The sequence below is a fragment of the Sphingomonas edaphi genome (assembly GCF_003583725.1).
In the GTDB taxonomy this organism is placed as follows: Bacteria; Pseudomonadota; Alphaproteobacteria; order Sphingomonadales; family Sphingomonadaceae; genus Sphingomicrobium; species Sphingomicrobium edaphi.
The window spans coordinates 928,497-950,141 of record NZ_QXTF01000001.1 but is presented as its reverse complement, the minus strand read 5'-3'; the positions used below and the strand labels follow the sequence as shown (position 1 = coordinate 950,141).

The 21,645-nt window shown below is 63.2% G+C and carries 25 protein-coding genes, 1 tRNA gene and 1 pseudogene; 13 read left to right on the top strand and 14 right to left on the bottom strand.

What is annotated here, in order from left to right; genetic code table 11:
* Nucleotides 1–10 precede the first annotated feature (10 nt).
* Nucleotides 11–1,318, bottom strand: a complete 1,308-nt coding sequence (locus D3M59_RS04895) for a PAS domain-containing protein (protein ID WP_119532105.1) — start codon at nt 1,316–1,318, stop codon at nt 11–13.
* Nucleotides 1,319–1,476: 158 nt separating this feature from the next.
* Here D3M59_RS04895 and D3M59_RS04890 point away from each other — a divergent pair.
* Both D3M59_RS04890 and D3M59_RS04885 read left to right on the top strand, forming a co-directional pair.
* A tRNA-Thr gene (locus D3M59_RS04890) sits at nt 1,477–1,552 on the top strand.
* A 61-nt stretch (nt 1,553–1,613) separates the two neighbouring features.
* Nucleotides 1,614–3,461, top strand: coding sequence for an ABC-F family ATP-binding cassette domain-containing protein (locus D3M59_RS04885; protein WP_119532103.1), 1,848 nt, complete (start codon nt 1,614–1,616; stop codon nt 3,459–3,461).
* Here D3M59_RS04885 and D3M59_RS04880 read toward each other — a convergent pair.
* Nucleotides 3,430–4,740 (bottom strand): PQQ-dependent sugar dehydrogenase, encoded by a 1,311-nt coding sequence (locus D3M59_RS04880; RefSeq protein WP_119532101.1) that lies wholly within the window; start codon nt 4,738–4,740, stop codon nt 3,430–3,432. The two genes, D3M59_RS04885 and D3M59_RS04880, sit on opposite strands and share 32 nt — an antisense overlap.
* Entirely contained in the window at nt 4,737–5,162 is a 426-nt protein-coding gene (locus D3M59_RS04875; protein ID WP_119532099.1) for a DUF2231 domain-containing protein, read from the bottom strand. The genes D3M59_RS04880 and D3M59_RS04875 overlap by 4 nt, the downstream gene beginning before the upstream one ends.
* 41 nt (nt 5,163–5,203) lie before the next feature.
* Here D3M59_RS04875 and D3M59_RS04870 point away from each other — a divergent pair, with 41 nt between their 5' ends.
* Nucleotides 5,204–6,031, top strand: a complete 828-nt coding sequence (locus tag D3M59_RS04870; RefSeq protein ID WP_199662360.1) for a cytochrome c oxidase assembly protein — start codon at nt 5,204–5,206, stop codon at nt 6,029–6,031.
* Nucleotides 6,028–6,699 (top strand): cytochrome b, encoded by a 672-nt coding sequence (locus D3M59_RS12235; protein WP_233543136.1) that lies wholly within the window; start codon nt 6,028–6,030, stop codon nt 6,697–6,699. The genes D3M59_RS04870 and D3M59_RS12235 overlap by 4 nt, the downstream gene beginning before the upstream one ends.
* A 91-nt stretch (nt 6,700–6,790) precedes the next feature.
* Here the strand turns inward: D3M59_RS12235 and D3M59_RS12415 are convergent.
* A pseudogene (locus tag D3M59_RS12415) lies at nt 6,791–7,135 on the bottom strand (c-type cytochrome); the annotation flags it as partial.
* On the opposite strand from D3M59_RS12415, the gene D3M59_RS12410 reads away from it, so the two are divergent.
* The 4 genes from D3M59_RS12410 to D3M59_RS04845 are packed head-to-tail and all read left to right on the top strand — an operon-like array spanning nt 7,082 to nt 11,404.
* Nucleotides 7,082–7,651 carry a c-type cytochrome gene (locus D3M59_RS12410; RefSeq protein ID WP_407695424.1) on the top strand — a complete coding sequence of 190 codons (570 nt, stop codon included), beginning with the start codon at nt 7,082–7,084 and terminating at the stop codon, nt 7,649–7,651. The pseudogene D3M59_RS12415 and the gene D3M59_RS12410 sit on opposite strands and share 54 nt — an antisense overlap.
* A complete protein-coding gene (locus tag D3M59_RS04855; protein ID WP_119532095.1) occupies nt 7,648–8,592 on the top strand; it encodes a cytochrome c oxidase subunit II in 945 nt (314 codons plus the stop codon). The genes D3M59_RS12410 and D3M59_RS04855 overlap by 4 nt, the downstream gene beginning before the upstream one ends.
* Nucleotides 8,589–11,126, top strand: coding sequence for a cbb3-type cytochrome c oxidase subunit I (locus D3M59_RS04850; RefSeq protein ID WP_119532093.1), 2,538 nt, complete (start codon nt 8,589–8,591; stop codon nt 11,124–11,126). Before D3M59_RS04855 ends, D3M59_RS04850 begins: the two co-directional genes overlap by 4 nt.
* Nucleotides 11,123–11,404 (top strand): hypothetical protein, encoded by a 282-nt coding sequence (locus D3M59_RS04845; RefSeq protein WP_119532091.1) that lies wholly within the window; start codon nt 11,123–11,125, stop codon nt 11,402–11,404. The genes D3M59_RS04850 and D3M59_RS04845 overlap by 4 nt, the downstream gene beginning before the upstream one ends.
* On the opposite strand, the gene D3M59_RS04840 is transcribed toward D3M59_RS04845, so the two are convergent.
* The 3 genes from D3M59_RS04840 to D3M59_RS04830 are packed head-to-tail and all read right to left on the bottom strand — an operon-like array spanning nt 11,401 to nt 14,314.
* The gene (locus D3M59_RS04840; protein WP_119532089.1) at nt 11,401–13,323 is read right to left on the bottom strand and encodes a TonB-dependent receptor; all 1,923 of its coding nucleotides are present in this window, start codon (nt 13,321–13,323) and stop codon (nt 11,401–11,403) included. The genes D3M59_RS04845 and D3M59_RS04840 overlap by 4 nt on opposite strands.
* Nucleotides 13,320–13,784 carry a DUF421 domain-containing protein gene (locus D3M59_RS04835; protein ID WP_119532087.1) on the bottom strand — a complete coding sequence of 155 codons (465 nt, stop codon included), beginning with the start codon at nt 13,782–13,784 and terminating at the stop codon, nt 13,320–13,322. Before D3M59_RS04835 ends, D3M59_RS04840 begins: the two co-directional genes overlap by 4 nt.
* Nucleotides 13,784–14,314: a hypothetical protein gene (locus D3M59_RS04830; protein WP_147416701.1), complete on the bottom strand. Its 531-nt coding sequence runs from the start codon at nt 14,312–14,314 to the stop codon at nt 13,784–13,786. Before D3M59_RS04830 ends, D3M59_RS04835 begins: the two co-directional genes overlap by 1 nt.
* Before the next feature lie 252 nt (nt 14,315–14,566).
* Here D3M59_RS04830 and D3M59_RS04825 point away from each other — a divergent pair, with 252 nt between their 5' ends.
* Nucleotides 14,567–14,917 carry a DUF2200 domain-containing protein gene (locus tag D3M59_RS04825; RefSeq protein ID WP_119532876.1) on the top strand — a complete coding sequence of 117 codons (351 nt, stop codon included), beginning with the start codon at nt 14,567–14,569 and terminating at the stop codon, nt 14,915–14,917.
* Nucleotides 14,918–14,972: 55 nt separating this feature from the next.
* Nucleotides 14,973–15,233, top strand: a complete 261-nt coding sequence (locus D3M59_RS04820; protein ID WP_119532083.1) for a hypothetical protein — start codon at nt 14,973–14,975, stop codon at nt 15,231–15,233.
* 187 nt (nt 15,234–15,420) lie between these two features.
* On the opposite strand, the gene D3M59_RS04815 is transcribed toward D3M59_RS04820, so the two are convergent.
* The 7 genes from D3M59_RS04815 to D3M59_RS04790 are packed head-to-tail and all read right to left on the bottom strand — an operon-like array spanning nt 15,421 to nt 19,501.
* A complete protein-coding gene (locus D3M59_RS04815) occupies nt 15,421–16,476 on the bottom strand; it encodes a ribonucleotide-diphosphate reductase subunit beta (RefSeq protein WP_119532081.1) in 1,056 nt (351 codons plus the stop codon).
* 2 nt (nt 16,477–16,478) lie between these two features.
* Nucleotides 16,479–16,832, bottom strand: coding sequence for a hypothetical protein (locus D3M59_RS04810; protein WP_119532079.1), 354 nt, complete (start codon nt 16,830–16,832; stop codon nt 16,479–16,481).
* The gene (locus D3M59_RS04805) at nt 16,829–17,098 is read right to left on the bottom strand and encodes a hypothetical protein (RefSeq protein WP_119532077.1); all 270 of its coding nucleotides are present in this window, start codon (nt 17,096–17,098) and stop codon (nt 16,829–16,831) included. Before D3M59_RS04805 ends, D3M59_RS04810 begins: the two co-directional genes overlap by 4 nt.
* The gene (locus D3M59_RS12325; RefSeq protein ID WP_267896921.1) at nt 17,095–17,223 is read right to left on the bottom strand and encodes a hypothetical protein; all 129 of its coding nucleotides are present in this window, start codon (nt 17,221–17,223) and stop codon (nt 17,095–17,097) included. The genes D3M59_RS04805 and D3M59_RS12325 overlap by 4 nt, the downstream gene beginning before the upstream one ends.
* Nucleotides 17,220–17,432 (bottom strand): hypothetical protein, encoded by a 213-nt coding sequence (locus D3M59_RS04800; protein ID WP_119532075.1) that lies wholly within the window; start codon nt 17,430–17,432, stop codon nt 17,220–17,222. Before D3M59_RS04800 ends, D3M59_RS12325 begins: the two co-directional genes overlap by 4 nt.
* Nucleotides 17,433–17,435: 3 nt before the next feature.
* Nucleotides 17,436–17,642: a hypothetical protein gene (locus D3M59_RS04795; protein WP_119532073.1), complete on the bottom strand. Its 207-nt coding sequence runs from the start codon at nt 17,640–17,642 to the stop codon at nt 17,436–17,438.
* Nucleotides 17,624–19,501, bottom strand: coding sequence for a ribonucleoside-diphosphate reductase subunit alpha (locus D3M59_RS04790; RefSeq protein ID WP_119532071.1), 1,878 nt, complete (start codon nt 19,499–19,501; stop codon nt 17,624–17,626). The genes D3M59_RS04795 and D3M59_RS04790 overlap by 19 nt, the downstream gene beginning before the upstream one ends.
* Before the next feature lie 531 nt (nt 19,502–20,032).
* On the opposite strand from D3M59_RS04790, the gene D3M59_RS04785 reads away from it, so the two are divergent.
* The 3 genes from D3M59_RS04785 to D3M59_RS12225 are packed head-to-tail and all read left to right on the top strand — an operon-like array spanning nt 20,033 to nt 21,628.
* A complete protein-coding gene (locus D3M59_RS04785; protein WP_119532069.1) occupies nt 20,033–20,209 on the top strand; it encodes a DUF465 domain-containing protein in 177 nt (58 codons plus the stop codon).
* Complete coding sequence (locus D3M59_RS04780) at nt 20,209–20,490, top strand: TFIIB-type zinc ribbon-containing protein (protein ID WP_119532875.1); 282 nt, start codon at nt 20,209–20,211, stop codon at nt 20,488–20,490. The genes D3M59_RS04785 and D3M59_RS04780 overlap by 1 nt, the downstream gene beginning before the upstream one ends.
* A 52-nt stretch (nt 20,491–20,542) precedes the next feature.
* Nucleotides 20,543–21,628, top strand: coding sequence for a TerC family protein (locus D3M59_RS12225; RefSeq protein WP_119532067.1), 1,086 nt, complete (start codon nt 20,543–20,545; stop codon nt 21,626–21,628).
* Nucleotides 21,629–21,645 lie beyond the last annotated feature (17 nt).

The following is a 21,645-nucleotide window of genomic DNA, read 5'->3' as shown; positions in this document are numbered from 1 at the left end:
TGGGTGCCGGTTAACGGGCAGCGCGGCGGAGCGCGCGGTCGAGCATCGATGAGTCCCCCACCAGTTCGACTACCTCGTGGATGCCGTTGGCGTTCCGGCGCGTTAGGACCAGCGCGAACTCCTCGTTGGTCGGAAGCTGCGCCAGTGCAATCGGCGGAGCCGAACGCAGGGCAGTTTTTCCGATCGCGACCTTGTCTTCCACTGGCTTGTCCGGGCGGCGCGCCTTGCGCTCTTCGGCGACGAGGCCCTTCAAGCCACCCTCGGCCTGTTCCACAAATGACTGGAAACCGCCGAAGTCGACCTCGCAGCGTTCTGCATAGCTCAGCGCAGCGGCGAATTCGGTCAGGCGGGTTTTGTCATAATCGGCCCCGAAGACGAGCTTAACGATCGGCGTCATAGGAGCGCGCGCCTGCGCTTTCACGCCGGCGTCGTCGAGGATTTCTGCATAATCGTCGGGGACGCGCTTTGCGGCGACGGCGAAGTCATAAGCCATCGCCAGAGCACGATAGAGTGCCGCGCGGCTCCGCCCGTCCTGCTGCTTACAGACCTCGGCGCTTTCGCGCGCGGCCCAAAGGCGGTCGGCAAGGCCCGCGTCGGGATCGAGCTCAACCTCGGCATCCTCGCCGCTGTCCTCCGAGGTTGCATCATCTGCCATGGGTCCGTCTTCCCAAGCGAGATGCGGGATAACGGCCGTCTGCTCGTCCACTACTTCGACCAGATCGAGCGTTTCGTCCTCGTCCGTTTCCCGCTCCAGCGGCGGCAAGGCGGGCCGGATGACGGCGGGCGTCTCCCCGGCTTCGCCAACATCTTTCCAGTTAATGACGCCATAGATGAAATCGATCGTGTCACCGTCGGAGCTGAACGGCATCAGGATGCCGCGGTAGCAGATCGAGCGGCCTCGCTGATTGACGAACTCGGCCTCAAAGCCGACCGGCGCGCGGTTGGCGATAATCTGCATGTAATGGTCGGTCAGCCGCGACAGCAGCGAACGGCTCGGGACGTCGGCGATCTCCTTGATGTCGTCGCCGAGTCCACATTCCTCGCGAATCGCGGTGCCGACGTAGGGGGTCGCCGGATTGTCCGAACCCTCGGTGAAATCAAGCAGGACCGAATGCGGCCCGAAATCCTGGATGTCGCCTGGCTCCAAGTCCTCGATAGAAGGATAATCGCGACCGTCCAGCAGCGAGCACCAATAATTATAGGCGCGGACGTGCATCCGGCGCTCATCGGCGCCGATCGCGGCCGACACATCTGACTGCGTTTCGGCGGTGGTCGCCGTCGCATCATATTCGCTCGGGTGTTCGGAATAGCTGTCCACGCCGTAAAACCTTCGCAAAATCCCTTGTTGCAGCGCCAATTTCCTCTGAAACGGTTGCGAAAGCGTTAAGCATAAGCGGTAATCGCCATCGGCAATGCCAAGGCTTGCCGCGTGCGAACGGCGCGTGTAGGGGCGCAGCGCAAGCCGATTCAGGCAATGCCGCTTTAGCTCAGCTGGTAGAGCACATCATTCGTAATGATGGGGTCGCGTGTTCGAGTCACGCAAGCGGCACCACTTCCGGCGATCGAACGGGTTCTTCCCTTTTTCTGCCGCTTTCCACTGATAGGCGCTGCACATGCTGACCATCAACGCCATCACGGTGCGCCTCGGCGGGCGCGCGATCCTCGAACGCGCCAGCGCCACCATCACTCCGGGTAGCCGTGTCGGTCTGATCGGCCGCAACGGGGCGGGCAAGTCGACGCTGATGAAGGTCATTATCGGCCAGCTGGAAGCTGACGAAGGCGGAATCGAGATGCCGCGCCGCACCCGGCTGGGCTATATCGCGCAGGACGCGCCGAGCGGGACGATCACTCCGTTCGAGACCGTGCTGGCCGCCGATACCGAGCGTGCGGCGCTGATGGTGGAGGCGGAAGGTTGCGATGATCCAGACCGGCTCGGCGACATTTACGACCGGTTGCTGGCGATCGACGCATATACCGCGGACGCCCGCGCCGCGCAGATTCTGCTCGGCCTCGGCTTTGACGAGGAAATGCAGGGCCGGCCCCTCGACAGCTATTCGGGCGGATGGAAAATGCGTGTCGCGCTTGCCGCCCTGCTATTCTCGGCGCCTGACGTACTGTTGCTCGACGAGCCGTCGAACCACCTCGACCTTGAAGCGACGCTCTGGCTCGAAAACTTCCTGAAGAGCTACGCCGGAACGCTGATCCTGATCAGCCACGAGCGCGACCTACTCAACAACGTCGTCGATACCATTCTCCACCTGGAGGGCGGGCGCATCGCGACTTACAGCGGCAATTACGACGGGTTCGAAAAGCAGCGCGCCGAACGCGCAGCACAGCTTGCCGCGGCCAAGGCGTCGCAGGATGCGCAGCGCGCCCGGCTTCAGGACTACATTGCCCGCAACAGCGCCCGCGCCTCGACCGCCAAGCAGGCGCAATCGCGCGCGAAGATGCTGGCCAAGATGCAGCCGATCGCGGCGATGGCCGAGGATCCCAGCTTGAGCTTCGACTTTCCGTCGCCCAGCGAGCTGAAGCCACCGCTAATTACGCTCGACATGGCATCGGTCGGCTACGGCGCGAAGCCGGTACTGAACCGCTTGAACCTGCGCATCGACCCGGACGATCGCGTTGCTCTGCTCGGTCGCAATGGCAACGGCAAGACGACGCTTGCGCGCCTGCTCGCAGCGCAACTGGCGCCGGGCGAGGGTGTCATGGTGGCCGCCGGCAAGATGAAGGTCGGATACTTTACCCAGTATCAGGTGGAGGAGCTGAGCAGTGACGAAACGCCGCTCAATCACATGAGCCGGGCGATGGAAGGCAAGACTCCCGCCGCAGTGCGCGCGCAACTCGGTCGCTTCGGCTTTTCGGGTGACAAAGCGACGACAATGGTCGCACGGCTTTCGGGCGGCGAGCGCGCGCGTTTGGCGTTAGCGCTGATAACCCGTGATGCGCCGCACCTGCTGATCCTCGACGAACCGACCAATCACCTCGATGTTGATGCGCGAGAGGCGCTGGTCCAGGCGCTGAACGGCTATGAGGGCGCGGTCATCCTGATCAGCCACGACCGACACATGGTCGAGGCGACGGCCGACCGGCTCGTGCTCGTCGACCAGGGCAGTGCGACCGATTTTGACGGCAGTATTGACGATTATATCGACTTCATCTTGGGCCGAAACCAGCCAAAAGGCGAGGGCAAGACGAGGGGCGGAAAGGTTGACCGCAAGGCGCAGGCATCGGCGCGCGGCGATGCCAAAGAGGCTCGGAAGCGGGCGAGCGAAGCCGAGAGCGCGATCGCGCGGCTAACCGCGGAGATCGAGGTGATCGACGCGGCAATGGCAGATCCGGCTCAATCCGCCATGCTTGCCGAACTGGCCCGAAAGCGAGCTCGGAAGGCGACCGAGTTGGCGGACGCCGAAATGCGTTGGCTGGACCTTAGCGAGCAGGCGGAGCAGCTGGCGGCGTAGCCGTACGCGTCACGCGCCACACCGTGTTGGACAAGTCGTCCGCAACGATTACAGCGCCCCTGGGATCGACCGTGACGCCTACGGGGCGACCGCGCGCCTTGCCGTCTTTCAGGAAACCGCTGAGGAAATCGATTGGGTTGCCCGCCGGGCGCCCGCCGCGGAACGGGACGAACGAGACGCGATAACCGACGACGCCGTTGCGATTCCAGCTGCCATGCTCGCCGACGAAGACCCCGTCGGCGAAAGGAGCGCCGAGCGCCGGGACCGAGAAGGCGAGACCCAATGGCGCACGGTGCGAGCCGATGCTGTAGTCTGGCCGAACCGTCGCGGCGACTTTTTCGGGCTTTTGGGGGCGCACGCGGGGATCGGCGTTCCGGCCCCAGTAGGCGTACGGCCAGCCATAGAAGGCGCCGGGCCTGACAGAGGTAATATAGTCGGGGACCAGGTTCGGGCCTAGCTCGTCCCGCTCGTTGACCGCCGCCCAGATCGTCCCGGTGAACGGTTGAGTTGCAAGCGCGCTGGGGTTGCGCAAGCCGGACGCATAGACTTTTTGCATGCCCGTCTGCGTGTCGATCTGCCAGACCACGGCACGATCCTGCTCGGCCATCATCCCGCGTTCGGTAATGTTGCTGTTCGATCCGATACCAACGAACAAAAAACGTCCGTCGGCGCTTGCAGTCATCGCCTTGGTCCAGTGGTGATTGATGACTGACGGAAGGTCCGTAATCTTGACGGGTGGGCCGCTCGCCGCGGTCTGGCCGTCTTGGTAGGCAAAGCGGACGACGCTGTCCTGGTTGGCGACGTAGATTGCGCCGTTGACAAAGGCGAGCCCATAGGGCGCGTTCAGCCGGTCGGCGAACACACCTCTGGCTTCATAGATTCCGTCGCCATCGGAATCGCGTAGAATAGTCAGCCGGTCGCCACCCTTAACCGATGTCACGCCCTGCTTTTTGATGATGCCGCCGATGAAGTCCTTGGGCCGGAGCGGCGGAGCGGCTTTTGCCTTGCCTTCCGCGACCAATATGTCGCCGTTAGGCAGCAGCAGCGTCTGGCGCGGTATCTTGAGGTCGGTCGCGATCGCGTCGACCTTGAAGCCGGCCGGAACCATGGGCTTGTCGTCGCCCCACCCCGTCGGCTTTGAGATCTTCATGCTCGGGAACAGGCCCCGCTGAATCTCGGGAAGCTGCGGGTTCGGACCATATTGGTCGGGGCTGGGGTCGGAGCCGCAGGCCGCCATCGAAGCGCCAGCCAGCAGGAGGGGCAGGACTCGAAAGGTCATTGGGCCACTCCCTTGGTGCTGGAGCGAAGGCCAAGCCACGCCGCGGCGAGCGCGAGCAGGGTGGCAATGATCGACAGGATCAGGCCCGCCGGCATCGTCGCATAGGCGTCCTTCGAATGAGTCAGCGCATTGATGAACTGGATTACGAAAAAGATGACCAGCAACAGGGCGGCGAGCGAGCTCGGGCGATGACGCCAGCGGCCGCGAACCGTGTTCGCTACGAGCGTCCAGGCCAGCGCCAGCCCGCCTCCGACGAGCGACCCGGCAACCAGCCAGTCGGCAAAGTTCAGCCACTGGATTTCGTAGGTGAACGAATATCGCCAGTCACTAAGGAGCGCGCCCAGCGATAGCGGGAAAATGAATCCCAGAATGATGGCATAAAGAGGTGAGGAATGCCCCTCAACGGCTGGTCTATCGCTCATCCCGCTTCCCTGTTCAGCAAGGTGATTGAAGGGCGAACGCAATGCAGCCGAATCGGTTGCGTCGCGATCCGCATCACGATTTGAAGGAACGCTCGGCAAGCGTCATGAATTGCGCTGTCATGACTGGTCCGCAGATTCCGCTGAACGAAGCACTGAGGTCCTATTGCGGACCGGCGGCGGGCCCGGGAGAATTGCTCCGACAGTGGAATGCGGACCCCCTGCTGTTGGCGGTGTTGGCCCTGGGGATCCTGCTTTCTATGCGTAAGTTGTCGCGCCAGCCTGCAAATGGACGCCGCGGCCTTTCGCTAATTGCGCTGTTCGCCATTTTGTACGTTTCCCCGTTCTGCGCGTGGGGCTCGTCACTGTTCGCCGTGCGCGTGACCCACCACTTGCTTCTTGCGCTCGTCCTCGCGCCGCTTGCGGCGCAACTGTGGCGACACCAATGTCAGCAGGTTGCCGGTGGGCTGTCAGCCTGGACCGCCGCCGCAACCGCGGCAATGTGGTCATGGCACGCGCCGAACCTTTACGCATGGGCGGTCACCAATGACCTTGGCTATTGGATGATGCAGGCCAGCATCTTCGCGACGGCGACGCTTTTCTGGGACCGGATATTCCGGTCGCCGAAGCCCGCCTCGATTGCCGCGCTCCTTGCCGCCATGGTGGCAATGGGGCTGCTCGGAGCGCTTATCACATTGTCCTCGATGCCGCTTTACGCCGCGCATTTCTCGACTACCACCGCCTGGGGCATGACACCGATCGAGGACCAGCAGGTTGGCGGGCTCATCATGTGGGCGCCCGCGTCGACCGTATACCTGTTTGTCGCGCTGGCTCTGGTGCGCAGCCTGACCAGACGGGAGGCGCGGGCTTGATCCGCGAGCTGCGCCGCTGGGCACGCAAGCATTCGGCGCGGGGCCGCTACACGCCGGTCGGCGTCACCTTCCATTGGGTCATGGCGGCGCTGGTCATCTACCAGTTGATAGCCGGCTGGCGTCTGGAGCGGCTGGACGTTGGGGCAGCCCGAATGGGGGCCTATGCCGACCATAGCGCGATGGGATTGCTGATCCTGCTTCTCGCCATCCTGCGCGGGATCTGGCGCCTGATGATACCAGGGCCGATCAACGACGCCGACGAGCCGGGCTGGCAGTCGGACGTCGCGCATCTTACCCACATTCTCTTTTACACGCTATTCGCGCTCCTGCCGCTCAGCGGCTGGGCGATGTGGTCGGCGATAACGCCGAGCGAACCACTCGCGCTCGCCGGGGTCCTTCCCATTCCGCCGATGCCGTTTGGCAGTCTCTCTATCGAATGGAAGCTGCGGATTCTCGAGGCAGCCGAAAAAGCGCACGGCATCGGTATCATCGCGCTGGCGCTGTTGGTGCCGATGCACATCGGGGCGGCGCTGAAGCATCATTTCTGGGATCGGCACGACGTTCTGGAGGGCATGCTTCCGGAGATTCCGAATAGTCGGTCGCACCCCCAAGGGCTGCAACATGCGCCGCTGCCACCCGAAGCCGGGACTGCTCCCATTGACGGCTGATCTGGGTCATCGTCCCGTCACTGTCGCCCCGACGCGCGCCGCTTTTCCACGCATCGAACTGTGCCTCGACGTAAGCCGCGCTTTGGCCGGCGATGGCGGGAACTCCTGGCGTCCCCTCGCCGGACGGGCCGTGGCACGACGCGCACTCGGCGGCAAACAGCGGCGTGCCGCGAATTGCGCTGCTACCCTGCTCGAAGGGAAGCGAGGCGTAATAGGAAGCGACTGCGAGCCGTTCGTCGGCATCCATCGTTCGCGCGATCGACCGCATCTGCGGATGGGCGCGAAGCCCTTCGACATAGTTGGTCAGCTGCCGGACCAGATAGCCCTGGTCGAGACCCGCCAGCCGCGGGGTCAGGTCGCCATCGCCCTCACCCTTCAGGCCATGGCACGTTGCACACGCACCTTCCGGTCCGGCATCACCTCCCGACAGCGCCATCATCTGACCGGTGGCCCGGTATCGAGCAGGCCCGCCTGCGTCGGCCGAACAGGCGGAGAGAATGGGGGCAAGGGTCAGGATCGCTGCCAGCTTCACAGCCGGTGGAACAGGTTGGGGGAAACGACGGTTCCATCGCTGATGGGTAAGGGGGCAAAATTCGGCATAGCGGCGACGATGGCGGCGCTGGCGGCATGCAAGCCAGCGCCCGACAACCGCCATCAGCTTGATTCCGATGCGGCGAAAAGAGGGAGGGCGGTGATCGAGCGCGTCCAGTGCGGCTCGTGCCATGTCATTCCCGGCGTTGACTGGCCCAAGGGCAGGCTCGGCCCTTCACTCGACGGCATGGACCAGCAGGGTCTGGTTGCCGGGACGTTCCCTAACACGCCGCAAAACCTTGCTGCCTTTATCCGCAACGCGCCGGCCGTGAAGCCCGGCACCGTCATGCCCGCCATGCCAATCGACGATCGCGAGGCGCGGGATGTCGCCCAATATCTGATCGAGGAAAGCAAGCGATGACCGAGGCCCTGTTCGGCTGGCCGCCGCCCGTACTCGACCCGATGGGGCCTTATGCAGAGCCGGTGCGAACCGTCGCTTGGGCGTTGTCCGGAATGGGAGCGTTGGTCACCACCCTCGTCGTCGCGGCGCTGTTCGTCGCCTGGAGGGGGCCGCCTGTCTGGCGAGCACGGCTCGGCGGGCAAACTTCTATCCTTGTTTTCGGCGTGGCGCTCCCTGCGGTCGTTCTTGCGGCGCTGCTGATCTGGGGCCTGATGCTAACCGCGAAGCTTGACCGCCCTGCGGCGGATGGCGCGATGCGGGTGCGCGTCACGGGCGAAATGTGGTGGTTTCGCGTCCAGTATCTCGACCCCCAGGGCCGCGTGATTGCGGAGGATGCGAACGAACTGCACATTCCTACCGGGCAGCCGGTCGCCATCGAACTGGCATCGGCGGACGTGATCCACAGCTTCTGGGTCCCGCACCTTTCGGGCAAGAAGGACATGATCCCCGGCCGCACCAACCGCCTGACGGTGCAAGCCGACCGCATCGGCCGCTACGGCGGTGTTTGCGCCGAATATTGCGGACGCGCGCACGCGCTGATGGGGATGGTTGTCATCGCTCATGCGCCCGACGAATTCGGCCGGTGGTGGGGCGCGCGGCGCGCCGCAGCGGCCACGCCAAAGCCCGACAGTGCAGGCTTCGCATTGTTCACTGACTCCGGCTGCGCGGCCTGTCATACCGTCGACGGCACCCGCGCGGTTGGCCGCACCGGTCCCAACCTGACCAATGTCGCAGCCCGCCAGACGCTCGGCGGCGGCATCCTTCCCAACAATCGCGGGACGATGACCGGATGGGTGGGGCATAGCCAGTCAATCAAGCCCGGCAATCGCATGCCGAATTACGACCGGCTCGAGCCGCGCCAGCTTCAGGACATCGTTACCTATCTCGAGACTCTGAAGTGACGACAGAGACGGGCTTCGATCCCGCACTGTACGACCGTTTTCCGACGCGGGAAACCCGTCCAGACGGCGAGTTGGAGGAGCTTGAGCGGATTTGGTGCGCGCCGCGGAAGTGGGGATATTTCGCAGCTGTCAACAACAACTACATCGGCCTCTATTACGTCGCGGCTGCCTTCCTCTTCTTCCTCCTGGCCGGGATCCTGGCACTGGTGATGCGGGTCCAGTTGGCCGCGCCGCTGCAGACTGTCCTTCCGCCCGATACATACAACCAGTTCTTCACCATGCACGGCACGCTGATGATGTTCCTGTTCGCTGTGCCGATGGTAGAGGCGATCGGGATCCTGCTGTTGCCGCAAATGCTGGCCGCACGCGACCTGCCGTTCCCGCGCCTCTCCGCCTATGCCTTTTGGGCCTATCTGGTCGGCGGCCTCTGCTTTTTCGGATCGCTATTTATCGGCCTTGCGCCCGATGGCGGCTGGTTCATGTACCCCCCCTTGACGTCCACGGCCTATTCGCCCGGCATCAACACCGACTTCTGGCTGCTGGGTATCGGTTTCATAGAGATTTCCGCCATTGCCGGCGCGATCGAGATCATCGTCGGCGTCCTGCGTACGCGCGCGCCGGGCATGACGCTCGACCGCATGCCGATTTTCGCCTGGGCGATGCTGGTCTTCGCGGTGATGATCATCGTCGCCTTTCCCAGTGTTATCGTCGGCACGCTGCTGCTCGAACTGGAACGGGCCTTCAACTGGCCGTTTTTCGATCCGCTGCGCGGCGGGGACCCCCTGCTGTGGCAGCATCTTTTTTGGTTCTTCGGCCATCCGGAGGTTTACATCATCTTCCTGCCCGCCGCCGGCCTGACGTCTATGATGGTCGCCGCTATCGCGCGCAGCGAACTTGTCGGCCACCGGTTGGTGGTGATGGCGATGGTCGGCACGGGCTTCCTCAGCTTCGGCGTCTGGGCGCACCACATGTTCGCGGTCGGCATGCCGCGCGTGTCGACAGGTATGTTTTCGGCCGCCAGCATGGCCGTCTCCATCCCGGCCGGGGTGCAGCTCTTCGCTTGGATCGCGACGCTCGCCAGCGGCCGCATCCGGTGGAGCACGCCCGCCTTGTTCACCGTCGGCGCCATGTTCGTTTTCACCATGGGCGGGCTGACCGGCGTCATGGTCGCCTTCGTCCCGTTCGACTGGCAGGCGCACGACAGCTATTTCATCGTCGCTCACCTCCACTACGTCTTGATGGGCGGCATGGTTTTGCCGATGTTCGCGGCCTTTTATTTCTGGACGCCGATGGTGAGCCGCCGGCCCCTGTCCGAACGGCTGGGCAAATGGGTTTTCGGCCTGATGTTCGCCGGCCTGCACATCGCGTTTTTCCCGATGCACATTTCGGGCCTTCTGGGCATGCCGCGCCGCGTCTTCACCTATTTGCCGTCTTCGCCACTCGAACTGCTCAATTTCCTTTCGACCATCGGCGCCTTCATGTTTGCCTCCGCCGTTGCCTTGTTCATCGTAGATCTGGTGCGGTCTTTCCGTTGGGCGCCCAGCGAGGGGAATGCGGGAAATTGCTTCGACAGCGGCACGCTGGAGTGGCTTCCGTCGGGTCTTTACTCGACGCGCTCTATTCCGGTCGTCAAAAGCCGCTATCCCCTGTGGGACGATTCCTCTTTGGCCAAGGACGTCGAAGAGGGTCGCTACTTTCTGCCGAACAGCGTGACGGGCTTGCGAGAAACGATCGTCACCAGCCCGATTATGGCCGAGCCCCAATATGTCGAGATCATGCCGGGCCCGTCGCCGTGGCCGTTCTGGGGTGCGGTGGCGACAGCAGTGTTCTTCCTTGCGCTGACGGTGCAGGCCTATGCGGTGTCGGCGGTTGCCGGCATCGTCATGATTCTTTGCATCATGCGCTGGCTTTGGGAAACTGACCGGCCGATCCGCAAGCGCAAGGTCGACGTCGGCGCGGGCATCATCCTCCCGACCTATGCCGTCGGCCGGGACAGCCATGGCTGGTGGGCGATGAACATCCTCTACATCGTGATGGGGATGATGCTGTTCGTACTCATCTTTTCGAACGCCTACCTGCGCGGCGTCCAGCCCGAGGGCTGGGTCGCGCCGCCTTCGTGGTCATCCCTGATACCCATCTTAGGGCTAAATGCGCTTGCAGCTGCGTTGGCGATTGCCGCGGTCAGGGTGCTGTCCCGTCGCAGACGTGCTGGTCGGCGCATCTGGATCCTGCTCGCGAGCGCCCCGCTGGCCTTGGCCGCAGGGGTTTATGGCGATGTCGAAGCATGGCGTTCCGCCGGTCTTTCTCCTGCGGCTAGCGGGCAGGGGGCAACGACCTTCGCCTTGCTCGCGCAGCAGGGAACCGCCGTAGCCTTCGCGCTGCTGATGGGCTTCTACGCCATCGCGCGCGGCGGCCGGAACCTGATCCGCGGTCCGCGCAGCGGGACAGTGGACACCATTTCGCGCTTCATCCTTTTCGCCGCCGGACAGGGCGCCGCGGCGGCGATCATGCCCCGGCTGATGGTGCTGGCATGAGTGCGCCGCCGATCCGCCGCCCCACCGCATGGCGGCTCATGACTGCCGCCTTCGGCGTCTGGGCAGTCAACTTTCTCGTCGGCTATGCCGCCGCGCTTATCGTCCCGGAACATCTTCTGACCCGCTTGCTCCTTGCGGCCCTAGCAGTTGCATCGATACCAGTGTTGCTCTGGATCGTCCGGCAATCAAGCGAGTTGAAGGAGCGGCGAATGGTGGTTGCGGCCGCGGCGGTGTCGGGCCTCGCCGTCCTGTTTAATGGCGCGGTCGCGATCGCCTAGCGTGATCGCTTCAGCGCCAGCATCAGCCAGACCGTGCGCGGCGCGCCCAGGTCAATCGATCCTGCCTGGTTTCTCGTCACGACCCTCAAGTCCAGCAGGTTTTCGCCGCGCAGGGAAATCTCCACGGCACTGTTCAAGTGATGGCGAGCGACGACGTCGATCGTGGTCGCGGGGGGCAGCCGGTCGCGGTTCAAATCATCCTCATAGGCGCCGGACACATGGCGAAGCGTCGCGGACACTTCCGACCGGCCGAAGCTCCGCGCCGCAGCCAAAGTCAGCGACATTTTTGGTACCTGCGCGGGACGCATGCCGTCGAGATCGCCCGGTTGTTCAACACGGGCCGAGACCAGGCTCAGCGAAGAATCGATCGCCCAATCATCCCGGCGCCACGCCACTTCGGCCTCCACCCCGCGCGACCGGATCGCATCGATATTCTGCCGCTCGCGAAGGTTTGGACCGATTGTTACATTGCCGATCGCATTAGCAAGCCGGTTGGCGAATAGCGTCGTTGTTACCGAAAGACCGGGCGCGACGTTGGCCTTAACCCCGACTTCAGCCCCGGTGAGCCGCTCCGGTTCCAGTTCCGGATTGGGCGAAGTCGTCACGGGGAAGACGGTGAAGCCACGGTAGAGCTCGTTGAGTGTCGGCAGGCGGAAACCGCGATAGGCAGCGGAGCGAACCGACCAGCCATTGCTCTGCCATACGGCCGATGCCCGCCCGCTCAGCGCCGTCCCACCTCGCACATCGAAGTGGCGTTCTACCAGCAGGTTACCGGCCCCGTTGCGCTCAACGGATCGCCCGTCGGCGAGGCGCCAGGCGGCGAGCCGCGTTGATCCCGCCAGAGTCAGGCTTCCGATGAACGCCTGGGCCTCGGCGAAGGCAGCAGCCTCGCGAACGTCGCCGCCGTTCGACCGGAGCGCGGTGACCGCGCCGCTGGCGGCCGACAGCGCTCGTTCCTTTGCGGTGCCGGTCGAACCCTTGATGTCCCCACCAAGCATAAGCCACGGCGCGGGGCGCCATTGGACGATAGCCCCACTACTGGAAGCCGGCGTGGCATATTGGTCAAGCACTGGCCGAAAGCTGCTCGCGCTGACTACGATGTTGGAAAAGTCGCGCCATTGCCGCCAGCCGGCGACGGTCAACGATTGATCGGCGGAGACGTAGCGAAGGCTCGCGTCCGTTCCCGACATGCTGCTGTCCGCACCCCGGAAGCGGAGAACCCGGTCGTCGGCGAAGAAGCGGAGCCGAGCCTGCACCTCGCCGGCCGCAAGCGCCGAGACGAATCGCGCATCGCCTTGCCTAGAATTGTAGGCGGCTTGGACGCTAGCCGGGACGCGTTGTTCTCGAGGTGTCGTCCAGAAGCCCTGACCCCGGTCCCATCGCCCGTCCAGAGTCATCGCACCCGCGCCGAAGCGATGGGTCAGCCCGCCGCTGATTTGGGTTGCCCCTTCCGACGATACGGCCATGTCTCCATCAAGCGGGTCGCGATTGGCTAGCGGCTTGCTTTCGATGCCGATCGTTCCGGCTACCGCTGAACCGAATGCGCCCCCGCCGGCACCGCGCATCACCGTGATTCGATCGACGCGGCGGGGATCGATGGCGCTGAGCGGAACGTAACCGAAGAACGGATCGGTGATGGGGATTCCATCGAGCATGACGAGAGTCCGGCTGCTCGCATTGCCGCCGAGGCCGCGAAGCGTCAGGCCTTGCGCGGACGGGTTGGCGGAGCGGCTGTCGCTGCGGCGAAAGGACTGCAGCCCAGCCACCCTAGACAGCGCGTCCTCGATCCGGCCGGAACCGGACTGGCGAATCCGATCTGCCCCGATGATGATCGCGCCTAGTCGCTCGTCGGCGGACTGGTCGGCGGGCCGGGTGGCGGTCACCACGATATCGGAAGGAGGCATGTCCGCGGCGATCATTGCTGCGGACTGTTATGATCTTCCTTCGCCGGAATGAAGCTGATCTTTCCGTTGGTCTCAAGGATCGCCCAGTCTACCTGCTTCAAGCTGGCAATACCGGCGAGGCGCATTTCGCTAAACAGTTCGTCGACCGGGATCTTGTCCCGTTCCAGCATGGCCCGCTGGATTTCGCCGTGGCGGACCAGGACGCGAGGTTCGCCGTCGAGCAGGTCGCGCACCCGCTTCGAGCGGAAGCCGAGCCAGCCAAGGATCAGCGCCCAGAAACCAAAGGTGCCTATGGCCAGCGCCGCGCCGGTCACCGAATAGTCGTTGTGGGTCACCGCCTGCTGAACGAAGTCACCGACGACGACCAGGCTGACGAACTCGAACGGCGTCATCTGGCCGAGCTGCCGCTTGCCGAACAGGCGCAGCAGCAGGAAAAGCATAAAGAAGACGGCGGTGGCGCGAAGGACGATATCCATCAGGGTACGACCCGGAACCTGACCGGCACCGACCCCAGTTCCTGTTCGCCGTCCAGCAGGCGGATATTGCCGTGCTCGCTGGTGACGCGCGGTGGGTTCACCTGGCCGTCGATCTTGAACAGCAGACGCTTGCCGGCGTCGAGCGAGCCAAAGTGGAAGCGATATTCCCCGTCCTTAAATTCTTCCTCGCTAGCGGCGGGGATGAGCGTATTGACCGTCATGTCGGTCCACAAATTGGCGGGAATGGCGACGACGAGGTCAGCGACGGGGCGTCGCGCGGTGGCGTCGATGCGCCATTCGACGAACATGCCGTTGCGGACGGGATCAGGCAGGTGGACGCTGACGGCGGCTGCGTCGTTCGCGACGCGGTGCGGCCGGGTATGCTGGCCGCCGACCAGCCCGAACAGCGCGGCGGCGAGAAGGGCGCCGACGAGGAGCGCCCGGTACCAGGAGATATAGCGGCTGCGCCGCGGCCGCAGGTGGCGGTCATCAATACCGTCGGGCATGGACGAGGCGGCAGGACTGGTCATCGCGGCGGCAACGCGCGGAAGCTTGCGACGGTTGCCACAAAGGAAAGACTGGCGAAGTTGCGGATCGAAGCCGCTCCGATGAGGGGCGTGGACTTCGCCAACTTTGTTGCCTCGAAGGACTTTGGCGCGTGCCGGGAAGGACGGGGGGAAAAAGAGCCAGCCGGCGGAAAGCCGAGACTGGGGCCCCGTTGCAGAGGGAACCCTAGATGAACGCAAATGGGGTTTGTCGTGAATCGCTGCTATCCTCGGGCGATGGGCCACCGCATTTATACGACCAGTTTCGCCAGCGTGTACCCGCTCTACGTCGCCAAGGCGGAGAAGAAGGAGCGGACTTGGGCGGAGGCGGACGCGGTGCCGCGCTGGCTGACCGGCTATTCGCAAGAAGGACTAGAGGCGCAGATCGTGCGGAAGGCGGACTTTGCGACGTTTTTCGCGGATGCGCCCGCAATGAACCCGTCGCGATCGCTGGTCACTGGTGCAGTGTGCGGGGTTCGGGTGGAAGAAGTGAAGGAGCCGCTGATGCGCGATATCCGGATCCTCGACAAGCTGATCGACGAGCTGGCGAAGGGCAGGGCGATGGAGAAGATATTGCGCCAGCGGTGACGGGCCATTGTCCGCTTTCACTTCATGGTAACCGTCTTTCCGTTAGGCATCGAGCATGGCCCGTCCGCTTCCTACCGCCAAGCAGTCCGTCAACCTAACGACGCCCGCCGTGCGCGGATCGCGCATCCGCCGCGATCCGCCGCCGGTCGACAAAGCAGTCTCGCTTCGGGATCCGGAAGAATATGAGCGGCGGATGGTGGTCATCGGCATCGCGGTGTTCACCGTCGCCCTGATTGCCATCCTAATCGGCTTCAGCAGCATCGGTAGCTGGAGTCCCCGCCAGCACGTCATCCACTTAGATGCAGATCGAAACTAATCTCGCAAAGCGAAAGCAGAGCGATCGCGAAGCAGATTCCAAATCAACTAGGGCGTTTGCCACTCAGCATTGGCAGATTAGCAGCTGCGATCGTCTAGGAAAAACCGAACTCCTGACAGCGAGCGTGGCTACGCATCTGCGGAGCGTTTAGGTCCACTTAGCTTTACTCTGACGAGACGCCGGAATCTCATTCGGCAGCGACACCCGCCCGCGAGAACATATCCTCGCTATCCCCCTCACCTTCGGGCACATCATTCGCCGCCTTAGCATTCTGCCGACGATCGAAGTTGTCCCACACTTCGTTCCAGTTACCCCGCGTAGCGGCCTTCGAATACTCCGTTGCGCGGGTCTCGAAGAAGTTGGCATGTTCGACGCCGTTGAGGAGTGGGGCGAGCCAGGGGAGGGGGTGCTCGTCGACCATGTAGATCGGCTTGAAGCCCAGTTGTCCGAGCCGCCAGTCGGCGATGTAGCGGATGTATTTCTTGATCGCCTTGGGGGTCATTCCCTCGACCGGACCCTGTTCGAAGGCGAGGTCAATGAAGGCGTCTTCCAGCCGGACCGTCTTCTGGCAGACGTCAAGGATGTCTTCGCGCACCGCTTTCGTCAGGCAGTCGCGTTCCTTGACGAAGGCGTGGAACAGGCGGGTGATTCCCTCGCAGTGAAGGCTCTCGTCGCGAACCGACCAGCTAACGATCTGGCCCATGCCCTTCATCTTGTTAAACCGCGGGAAGTTCATCAGCATGGCGAAGCTGGCGAACAGTTGCAGCCCCTCGGTGAAACCACCGAACATGGCCAGCGTCTTGGCGATGTCCTCGTCCGTGTCGACGCCGAAGGTGCTGAGGTAATCGTGTTTGTCCTTCATCTCCTTATACTGAAGGAACATGCCATACTCGCTCTCCGGCATGCCGATCGTGTCTAGCAGGTGGGAGTAAGCGGCGATGTGAACCGTCTCCATATTGGAGAAAGCGGCGAGCATCATCTTGATCTCGGTCGGCTTGAACACCCGGCCGTATTTTTCGTGGTAGCAATCCTGCACCTCGACATCCGCCTGGGTGAAGAAGCGGAAGATTTGCGTCAGTAGGTTGCGTTCGTGGTCGGACAGCTTCTGCGCCCAGTCGCGGCAATCCTCGCCCAGAGGCACCTCCTCCGGCATCCAGTGGATCTGCTGCTGACGCTTCCAGAAGTCGAACGCCCAGGGGTATTCGAACGGCTTGTACTGCTTGCGGGCTTCGAGAAGGGGCATGCTTAGGCTCCTGTATATTCGACGAGCGCGGCGCCGCCGATGACGGTAGCGCAGACGATGAGAGTGATAACCAGTACGCGGCGGTTGCGCTCGCGCTGCTCAGTGGTGACGGGGACCGAGGGAGCGCGGCGGCTGTTGATCAGCATCGTGCCAAGGAACGGGAGGAAGATCGCCGGCTGAATGCGGTTGATGACGGGATCGATCAGGCCCGCCCGGCCGGCCAGGTACGCCAGCAAAATAACGATACCGACGGCGATGAAGCCGACGCCGGTCCACTGTACCCAGTTATAGGGTTTGATCGGCGGACCCGGCTGCTCGTAGGCGTTGGGATCGTAGCTCGATTGCTGGTAGCTCATCGACGCTTCGAGCTCCTGGCGCCGACACCGAGAAACACGATGCCAACGAAATATCCAAAATTATACCAGGTGCCGTTGTTGGGGACAGCGTAGACCGATACCTGGTCGGTGAAGAGCGAGACGATGAAGGCGACGGGGAAGATGAACCCGTGCCACACGCCCAGCCAGAAGCCGGGAGCGCCGACGGTCACTGCGTTGCTGCCCTGCGTCGCGGCGCAGCCAGTCAGCAACGCTAGCGGGAGGGCGAGGAGAAGGGCGCGTTTCACTGCCCGTCCTTTTCGCGGCGATGCTCGATCGTCGTGACGCGCGGGCCGGAGCGGCGGCCAAGCAGCGCCACCGCAAGGACCACGACGAGGACAACGACGGCAATAATCATCTGAGTCTTGGTCATTGCGCGACCCCTCTTCCGGTGGCGAAGGCAATCCAGAACGCACTCATCAACAGGCCGAAGGTGGCGACCATCATCCCTGCGATCAACATTGCCGTCGCGCGCGGGTTGTCGGGCTCCCCGCGCCGCTTCAGAGCCTTGCCGAGCATGGCAAGGCCGGCGAGCAGGGCGAATGCGCCGATGACCAGGTAGAGGATGCTCAAGGTGGCCATCTCCTAGCGCTCGCTTCCCATCGGGCGATATTCCAGCAGGCCGAGGCCGTGGATCGCCAAGATGACTCCGACGACGATCAGGATGACCGCGCCTTGGCTGCCGTGGTTAGGGTCGTCCTTGCCCCGCCGCCGGTACAGCCAGCCGCCACCGACGATCAGCGCAATCGCCGCCGCCAGTTCAAGGACTGTGATTACTGGCAGGCCAGACATTCGTCGTAGTCCGTTGACGAGGCTAGCTGGATTTCCTTGAGATCAGGCGTGTTGTCTGCTTCGACCCCACCGGCGAAACCGGCGCGCTGCACCGACTTGGAGCGGAGGTAGTAGAGCGACTTGATGCCCAGCTCCCACGCGCGGAAATGGAGCATCATCAGGTCCCACTTGTCGACATCGGCCGGAATGAACAGGTTCAGCGACTGCGCCTGGTCGATGAAGGGCGTCCGGTCGGCCGCAAGCTCTAGCAGCCAGCGCTGATCGATCTCGAAGCTGGTCTTGTAGGTGTCCTTTTCCTCCGGCGTCAGAAAGTCGAGGTGCTGGACGCTCCCGCCCTGCTCCAGGATCGAGTTCCAGACATTGTCGCTGTTCTTGGATTTCTCCGCGAGCAGCTTTTCAAGGTAGGGGTTTTTGATCGAGAAGCTGCCGGACAGCGTCTTATGCGTGTAGATGTTGGCCGGGATCGGCTCGATGCAGGCGCTGGTGCCGCCGCAGATGATGCTGATCGACGCGGTCGGCGCGATCGCCATCTTGCAGGAAAAGCGTTCCATCACGCCCATGTCGGCCGCGTCGGGGCAAGGGCCGCGCTCCTGCGCCAACATCATCGACGCCTCGTCGACCTGCGCGCGGATATGCTTGAAGATGCGCAAGTTCCACGACTTGGCCATCGCGCCTTCGAAGGGCAGGCCTCGTGCCTGAAGGAAGCTGTGGAAGCCCATGACGCCTAGGCCGACCGAGCGCTCGCGCTCCGCGCTGTACTTGGCGCGGGCCATCTCGTCCGGCGCGCGGGCGATATAGTCGCTCAGCACATTGTCGAGGAAGCGCATAACGTCCTCGATGAACTGCTTGTCGCCGTTCCACTCGTCCCAGGTTTCGAGGTTGAGCGAAGAGAGGCAGCAGACCGCGGTCCGGTCGGCGCCAAGGTGGTCGCGACCGGTCGGAAGAGTGATTTCGCTGCACAGGTTGGACGTCGACACCTTGAGGCCCAGATCGCGATGATGCTTGGGCATGGTGCGATTCACCGTGTCGTTGAATACGATGTAGGGCTCGCCGGTGGCAAGGCGAGTCTCGACCAGCTTCTGGAACAGGCTGCGCGCATGGACTTTGCCGCGCTCGCTACCGTCCTTGGGGCTGCGCAGCGTGAACTCGGTGCCGTCGCGGACCGCCTGCATGAACTCGTCAGTGACCAGCACGCCATGGTGAAGGTTCAGCGCCTTGCGGTTGAAGTCGCCCGAGGGCTTTCGGATTTCCAAGAACTCCTCGATCTCCGGATGAGAAACGTCGAGGTAGCAAGCGGCCGACCCGCGCCGCAGCGAACCTTGGCTGATGGCGAGCGTCAGGCTATCCATCACGCGAACAAAGGGGATGATGCCGCTGGTCTTGCCGTTAAGGCCGACCGGCTCGCCGATGCCGCGCACCGCGCCCCAATAGGTGCCGATGCCGCCCCCCTTGGACGCCAGCCAAACATTCTCGTTCCACGTGTTGACGATGCCGTCGAGGCTGTCGTCAACGCTGTTGAGGTAGCAGCTGATCGGCAGGCCGCGTCCCGTGCCGCCGTTCGACAGCACCGGCGTCGCCGGCATGAACCACAGCTTCGAGATATAGTCGTAGACCCGCTGCGCATGGTCCTGGTCGTCGGCATAGGCCGAGGCGACGCGGGCGAAGAGGTCTTGATATTCCTCGCCGGGCAGGAGGTAGCGATCGCGCAGCGTTTCCTTGCCGAATTCGGTCAGCAGCGCATCACGGCTCGAATCGGTGGTGACGTTGAACGCCCGGGCGTCGATCGTCTTGCTGTCCCGCTTGGTCTCGGTGACCGAAACATCGTCCACGTTCACATCGCTGGAGGTTGCAAAGTCCATCGTCACTCCCCGTGCCACTGGCCGCTCTACGACGGCTTGTTCTGCTTCTGTTCGACTCGCTGCCATAACACCGAGACTAGTCCAAATTCATAGCCAGCGGGGGTTTTTCTCGGCTCATTCCCCGATATCCACAGGGCATGAGCGGTCCCTTACGGAAGATAAGCATCTTCCGCCCCAACCACAATAAGTTGAGCATGACCCCCGTCGCTACACGAGATATAGTGCCTAATCGGGCGACAGACACAAGATATAAATTGACGGGCCGTTAAATTTTTTGGGTCCCTAGAGGGGCGCTGTGGCGCTCGCGCCACGAACGGTCCGGGACCCGTTTTTTCGTGCAACCCTTGAAACCTTCGGGCCGCCCGGCCATTATCCATCTCGCGGACCGGGCCCCTCTGGCGGGCGCTTCGATTGAGGCGCTCGTGATGTCGGACCGCATCGGATGATCCGGTGCGAACGATGGCGGCCCAAACTCCCCACGCATGGCAACGGGCCCTCCGATCGAACTTCGGTTTGAAGAGGAGACGATAAATGACGACCCGCATGTTCCTGCTGATGGAGCAGCATGCACGGCTGGACGACGTACTGCGCCATGAGCAGCGTCGCCGCCTGCCCGACCCTTTTTTGACGCTTAGGTTCAAGAAGATGAAGCTGGCCGTGAAGGACCGGCTTCAGCGGCTGACCCTGCGCAAGGTGGAGAAACGATGATGTTGTGCCCCGTATGCAAGACCAACCTGACCATGTCCGAGCGGCAGGGGATCGAGATCGACTATTGTCCCACCTGCCGCGGTGTGTGGCTTGACCGCGGCGAACTCGACAAGATCATAGAGCGCAGCGCAGCGCAGCCGGCAGCGGCCGCCGTTCCCGCCCCGCCGCCACAGCAGCCACAGCAACCTTGGGGCTCGCCCCCGCCGCAACAGCATTACGGGCACGACCCCCGTTACCGCCACAAGCGGCGCAAGAGCTTCCTCGAGGAGTTGTTCGACTAGGCGCGAGCGGCGGCGCCCGGCGCGGCGCCGCCGCCATCCATAGGAAACCGTCATGGAATTTCTAAATGCTGACTGGCTGGGCACCCCGGCTTGGTTCTGGCTGGTGTTCTTCGCGCTGGTCGCGGTGCTGACCGCGTTCGACCTGGGCGTCCTCAACCGCGAAAACAAGGAGATGGGCATCGGCGCAAGCCTGAAGCTCAGCGCCTTTTACATCGGCATCGCGCTGGCCTTCGGCGTCTGGATCTGGGCCGAGCGCGGTAGCGAACTGGCCGTGCAATATTACACCGGCTTCTTCATCGAGAAGGCGTTGTCGATCGACAATATTTTCGTGATCAGTCTGATCTTCGCCACCTTCGCCATCCCCGCTAAGTATCAGTATCGCGCGCTGGTCTGGGGCATTTTGGCCGTGATCGTGCTTCGCGGCCTGATGATCGCTGGTGGAGCGGCGCTTGTCGCTGAGGCCTATTGGGTGCTTTACCTGTTCGCCGCCTTCCTGATCGCGACCGGAATCAAGATGTTCTTCGCCGGCGACGAGCCGATGGATGTGGGCAACAACCGGGCGGTGAAGTTCATCTCGCGCCATATGCGAGTGACACGGGAACTCCACGAGCAGCACTTCTTTGTTCGCGTGCCCGACGATAAGACCGGCAAGCTCGTGCTTGCGGCAACGCCGCTGTTTCTAGCGCTGGTCGTCATCAACCTGGCCGACCTCGTGTTCGCCGTTGACAGTGTGCCAGCGATCTTTGCGATTACCACCGATACCTTCATCGTCTACACGTCGAACATCATGGCTATCCTCGGGCTTCGCGCGCTCTATTTTGCGCTGTCGGCCATGATCCACCGCTTCCACTATCTGAAATATGCGCTAGCTGCCGTGCTGGTATTTATCGGCAGCAAGATTTTCATCGCCGACTTCCTGATGGATGGCGCGAAGTTCCCGCCGCTGCTCAGCCTTGGCGTTACCGCCGCGCTGATCGGGGCCGGCATTGGCTATTCGCTGTGGCGAACCGGAGGGGAAGAGGAAGCGGATTGGCCCGCGGAAAGCAAGGCGAGCGACCGCGCGATCATCTCTTCTTCGGGCGCGGAAAAATCACTGCTGCCCGGCGGCGGGTCGTCCGGGAGCCCCGTGACGAAGTAGGCAATTCCTAAACCTGC